Origin of the sequence: Microcystis sp. M090S1 (assembly GCF_020246295.1) — a bacterium.
Taxonomy (GTDB): domain Bacteria; phylum Cyanobacteriota; class Cyanobacteriia; order Cyanobacteriales; family Microcystaceae; genus Microcystis; species Microcystis aeruginosa.
In genome coordinates, this window is record NZ_JADBTF010000344.1 from 1 (window position 1) to 3,940 (window position 3,940).

4 protein-coding genes and 1 pseudogene are annotated in these 3,940 nt (G+C 41.3%); 3 read left to right on the top strand and 2 right to left on the bottom strand.

All coding sequences use genetic code 11. The features are described 5' to 3' along the window. Positions 1-166: 166 nt before the first annotated feature. Positions 167-283, bottom strand: a pseudogene (locus IM477_RS15290) (bile acid:sodium symporter family protein); the annotation flags it as partial. A gap of 291 nt (positions 284-574) precedes the next feature. After that, entirely contained in the window at positions 575-754 is a 180-nt protein-coding gene (locus IM477_RS15295) for a hypothetical protein (protein WP_002759146.1), read from the bottom strand. 155 nt (positions 755-909) lie between these two features. On the opposite strand from IM477_RS15295, the gene IM477_RS15300 reads away from it, so the two are divergent. The 3 genes from IM477_RS15300 (at position 910) to IM477_RS15310 (ending at position 3,463) form a co-directional block, all read left to right on the top strand. Then, entirely contained in the window at positions 910-1,047 is a 138-nt protein-coding gene (locus IM477_RS15300; protein WP_287732416.1) for a hypothetical protein, read from the top strand. 639 nt (positions 1,048-1,686) lie between these two features. Continuing rightward, complete coding sequence (locus tag IM477_RS15305) at positions 1,687-2,160, top strand: CRR6 family NdhI maturation factor (protein ID WP_287732417.1); 474 nt, start codon at positions 1,687-1,689, stop codon at positions 2,158-2,160. A gap of 94 nt (positions 2,161-2,254) precedes the next feature. After that, a complete protein-coding gene (locus IM477_RS15310; protein ID WP_287732418.1) occupies positions 2,255-3,463 on the top strand; it encodes a 4-hydroxy-3-methylbut-2-enyl diphosphate reductase in 1,209 nt (402 codons plus the stop codon). Positions 3,464-3,940 lie beyond the last annotated feature (477 nt).

Consider the following 3,940-nt stretch of genomic DNA (forward strand, 5'->3'; position numbering starts at 1 on the left):
TTCAACCTTATTTCCTAGAAAGTTTTACTCGTTCAAGGCCGAATTTGAAGTCTTTTCTGAACGAAACCCCCTACTATCTGTGGTCAAGGTTCGGTTTTTAGCTTGGTTATCGCTTTTTGCATTGTAGCTTAAAGCCGTCCTAAAAGGACGGGGTTTTCAACCCAAATTTTCGATAACGGGTGATACGCTGAAAATCGGCGAGAATTAATCCCAATCCCATGCCTAACATTAAAACGCCTAGGCCAACGGGTAAGAGGATATTAGTAAAAAAGTCGGCTTGCATGGGATAAAAGCGGAGAAGACGAGCTTATTTTCCCATAAATTGACTAATTTATTCGTGTCCCTAGTTAGGGTTTGCTGACTAAAAAACCCCCGGTGTGCAGGGGAGGTTAAATTGTGGGAGAAATCCAAACCTTGGCGATTTTAGTCTGGTTTCCCTTCCCGCTCCGGGATGATATCCCCGTCCTGCTTCAGTTGCTTGGTGGCAACCATGGGATCACAGCTAGGGAACTGCCGATGCGACTGCCACTTTTGACATCAGCAATGCCTAGGAAATGTTGCCGCAGGACTTCCATCAAAAATAACGAGGGCAAATTTTCCTTCTAAATCCCGCAGTCCTTGAATTCCTTTCTGTTGATAAATTGCTAGGGCGATCGAGGTGGTAGATTTTTGGTGAACGATAGGTGAGTTTTTGCGGTGCTTTCCCTTCTAGATCGAGGGACAGTTTTTTGTCATCTAAGTTGTGTGTAAACATAGCAACCCTCCAGATCTCTACAGTTCTATTGTACCTTTATCCCTGGTTCGAGTGCCGGGGACTGTAATAATGTGTATTATTCGTCAGACAAGACTGAACCGTTGTTTGTTTTAAAGGTAGTCGCAAGTGTAAGCGGATTAATTTTCCTTAGCTTGTTGACCGATTCCCTCAGCACGATTACCGGTTTACTCTTTGCCTCTTTGTGCGATCGAGTTCGAGGATTTCTCCAGGGTAAAGTAATTGATAAAGTAGCTAATTTCCCCGATATCACTCTCTTTGATAATCCCGATTGATTGAACTTAATTAAGTTAAGAGAAAAAGGGTTAAATTCTCTAGAATAATTATCCTTAGCATGGCTCATTTTTGAGGAACAGACTGCCTACCTTGCTGCTAATCGAGAATAGGAAATCTATCAATAGTAATTAGTCATCGATTAGCTCTTTGTCAAGGGGAACTGATGAGCAAACGAGGACAATATCACCTTATGTTTACCCGTCAAGCTAATAGTTATCAATAACCTGAGTTCCCGATTTTGCCGAGTAAAAAACCCCCAGTGTTCAACCGAGGTTAAATTGTAGGAGAAATCCAATCATGAGGATTAAACCTCTTGCATAATTAATTTTTGATGGTTCAAAAACGGCAAAAATAAGGATTAAATTGCATAAAATTTGTAAATAGACCATTTAATTGATTATTATTCATTCTTAATTCTCCTGACTACTGACTACTGACTACTGACTCCTAACCCTAACAACAATTTTTGATTTTTACAAGAGGTCTATTTTAGTCCAGTTTCCCTCTCTCGCTCCGGAGTGAGAGAATAGTCATACCCAGTTTTTTGTCCCGATCGAGAGTATTTTCTGAGATAGATCATCGCTGATCTAGGGATAAAAAACAGTAATTTCGCCCGATATAACCTTTTATTTGCCCCTATGACTGTCAAAATCGCTCTTAACCCCAATCAGATTCAAAATCTCGATCTCTCATCTTTAGAGACTATTATTCAAGATTATCAGTCGCAAGCAGCGATCGCCGAACTGGAACAAACTCTACAATTAGAGATAGATTATCCTCGCGCGGAGGGTGATATGCGGGAATTATCGGAGATACCAGAAGTCAGGCTGTGGTTTCTGCGTTTAGATGCGGTTTATCCCTGGCTAATCTTTATTCTTGACCCAAAACATGGAGAAATCGCCCGTTATGCTGCTATGTTGGTCCCCCATCAATTCCATCGCGGGGAAGGAATTCAATATAATCCCGAAGCTTTGGAGATTTTTGTGATGCAAAAACTCTTTATTTTGTCTGATTGGCTGAAAAGTCAGCAAATTCCTGCTTTATCTCGCTTAAAATTTTTCGCTCAACAGTTTGGTTACGATATCGACGAGAAATTTCTCTCTAGCCTCTAAAAGCCTCCTGCGCTGACTAGATAAGGTATTTTTAATATATGGCAAGCTACTGTCTCGCCCAATTTAGCGCCACCAATACCCCTATCAGAGAATCATGGATACAAAATCCTTTAAACGTACCCTACAGCAATCGGATAACTATAACCGCAAGGGATTCGGTCATAAAGAGGAAGTAATGGATGCGATGACCAATGAGTATCAAAGCGACCTGATCCAAGAAATTCGTGAAAATAATTATCGTTTACAACGGGGGGACGTGACGATCTATCTCGCTCAAGCTTTTGGTTTTTGTTGGGGGGTAGAACGCGCTGTCGCCATGGCCTACGAAACTCGTCAACATTTTCCCCTGGAACGTATCTGGATTACTAACGAAATTATTCACAATCCCTCGGTTAATCAGCGTCTGCGCTCCATGGCCGTGGGTTTTATTCCGGTCGAAAATGGCCAAAAAGACTTTAGTGTGGTGGAATCGGGGGATGTGGTGATTTTACCTGCTTTTGGGGCCAGTGTCTCGGAAATGCAAATACTTAACGATAAGGGTTGCATGATTGTGGACACCACTTGTCCCTGGGTTTCTAAGGTGTGGAATTCCGTGGAAAAGCACAAAAAAAGCGACCACACTTCGATTATTCACGGGAAATATAATCACGAAGAAACGATCGCCACTAGCTCTTTTGCCGGCACTTATCTAATCGTTTTAAATTTGGCTCAAGCTAATGATGTCGCTAATTATATTCTCCACGGTGGCGATAAAAATGAGTTCTTAGAGAAGTTTAAAAATGCCCATTCCCAGGATTTCGATCCCGATCGCGATCTAGATTATATCGGTATTGCCAATCAAACCACGATGCTGAAAAGTGAAACGGAGGAAATTGGCAAACTCTTCGAGCATACTATGTTGAGAAAGTACGGACCGATCGATTTTAAAGATCATTTCATGAGTTTTAATACCATCTGTGATGCCACTCAAGAGCGTCAAGATGCCATGTTTGAACTGGTGAAAGAACCGCTTTCTTTAATGGTGGTAATTGGCGGTTATAATTCCTCTAATACCACTCACCTACAGGAAATAGCGATCGAGCGTGCCATTCCCTCCTATCATATCGATAGTGCCGAGTGCATTCTCCCCGGCAATCGCATCGAACATAAACCTTTAGGGGACGATTTAATTATCACCGATAACTGGTTAAATGAGGGAAAAATTGTCGTCGGAGTGACTTCTGGCGCTTCCACTCCTGATAAGGTGGTAGAAGAGGTGATCGAGAAAATTTTTGCGTTCAAATCTTCTTTAGTCTCTCCGTAATTAGCCTAGGTGTGTTAGCCTTTAGTAATGGCTGCATCTCATAGCAAAAATAGGAGATGCAGCTGATATTTTTCTCAGTGGGATTGCTCAGAAACTAACTACCGCAATCTTGACATTGACGTTAGAACCGTTGGATTCTTCTCGTTGAGTGTATCTCATATTTGCAGAAATACCGACAATCAGCAATTATCAGCTTCTGAAGGCAAGAGGCAAAAGACAGAATCTGACAATTCTCCTACCTAAAAAGAAGGTTAGAAACTAGGCACATCAAAGCTTTTAGCTTAACCAATTAGGTCTTAGATTCGGTCGAGTGACTTTTAAATTATTACAGATATATCTGAACTTCCCCCATACATATATACCATAATAGCCCAAAACCCTTATCCATCAATGGATGCAACCCCTTAACTTTTCTTAATGTACCCATGTAATTTGTAACATTTCTTAATGGACAAGAATTCTCTCCATTTGCTAAAA